General features: G+C 70.9%; 1 protein-coding gene. It reads right to left on the bottom strand.

Annotation, left to right across the window (positions count from 1 at the left end; translation table 11 throughout):
• The coding region (locus tag ACWEBX_RS40775; protein ID WP_451889730.1) for a hypothetical protein at positions 1 to 1,383 on the bottom strand (1,383 nt) is incomplete at both ends.

The raw sequence follows: 1,383 nt of genomic DNA on the forward strand, positions 1-1,383 counted from the left end.
CGAGCACCGCCGCCGCACTCCAGTACCAGCAGCGACCGGCCAGCGCGCACAGCTCCAGGTCGAGATCGATCACCTCGGACCGGTCCGTGCCGGTGGGCAGCCGCCGTTGACCCGCGACCCGCACCGGCGGCGGTCTGCGGACTGGATCAAGACCCGCCAGACCGGCCGACACTCCTGTCGATGAGTCTTCTCCGGCCAGAAGCCCTCTGGGAGCGGAGTCCGGGCGGGAGGCTGTCCCGGCGGAGGTGGCCGAGGCGGTCATCGCGTCGAGCACGAGGTGCGCCTCCAGTTCCACGCGCCCAATCCGGTCGGGCAGCACCTCGCCTCGCACGGTCTCGACGACCTCGGCGACCAGGAGCGCGTCCTGCGAGCGTTCGGCCAGACGCAGCACGGTGGCATAGGCGTTGAGTTGCATGCGTTCCCACTGCTTGCGTCCACGCGCCGAGGGGATCAGGTAACGGGCATCGTGAACGGCCGCGAGAGCATGTGCGGCCTGGGCCAGCGCGAGATCGTGACGGCCGTCGAACTCGTCGGCCCGGGCCAGCAGCAGACGCGCGGCGACGGCGGCGATCGGCCTGCGGCCGGCATCGACGATCGCCAGCGCTGCCTGCGCGTCCTTGCGTGCGTGGTCGCGTGTATCTTCTGCCTCGACCAAGACGGACGCCCGCAGCAGCCGCTCGTTCGCCGCTTGGTCCGGGGTGATGTGCCACGGGGTGCGAGCATCGTCGTCCCCCTCAACCACTGACGGCAGGATCAGCGCCGCACCGGCGCGGTTATCAACCTCCCGCAGCATCAACTGCACGACGCATATCTCCGTGTGCCGCAACAGGTTCTGATCGCCGGCGCGCATGGCCACCCGCCGCAGACGGTGGATCTCACGTAGGGAGGACTCGACCGGTTCGACGGCCAGTTCCTCAGCCACGCGCGCCACCCGTAGTTCGCGCGCGTAGCGGCGGCACTGCCGACCCCGGAGCAGAAGCATCGCCTCATCGCGGACAGCCGCCGCATCGTCGAGACGACCGCTGGCGAGGAAGACCTGGGACAGTTGGGCGCAGCACCAACCGCGCACACCGGCCGGAGACGTCCGCGCGGCATCCACAGCAGCACCCGCCTGGGCGAGCGCATCCGCCAACTCGCCCCGCTGCAGTGCGACCAGGGCCCGTGCCATGTCGAGGACGGGCTGGCTGCGGCGCGGGGCCTGCCCGCAGCGCGCCAGGAACGGTTCGGCGGTCTCCCCCTGTCCTCCGGCCGCCAGGTCGACCGCAGTGGCGAACAGGGACCACCTGCCGCGCACCCTGAGCACGAACCGGTCTCCCAACGGCAGAAAGGCGAACGCCGGTCCGCGAGCCCACCACGCCGTTCCCGTCACGCTCCACAGCAAGT

The organism is Streptomyces sp. NPDC005070 (assembly GCF_053600395.1).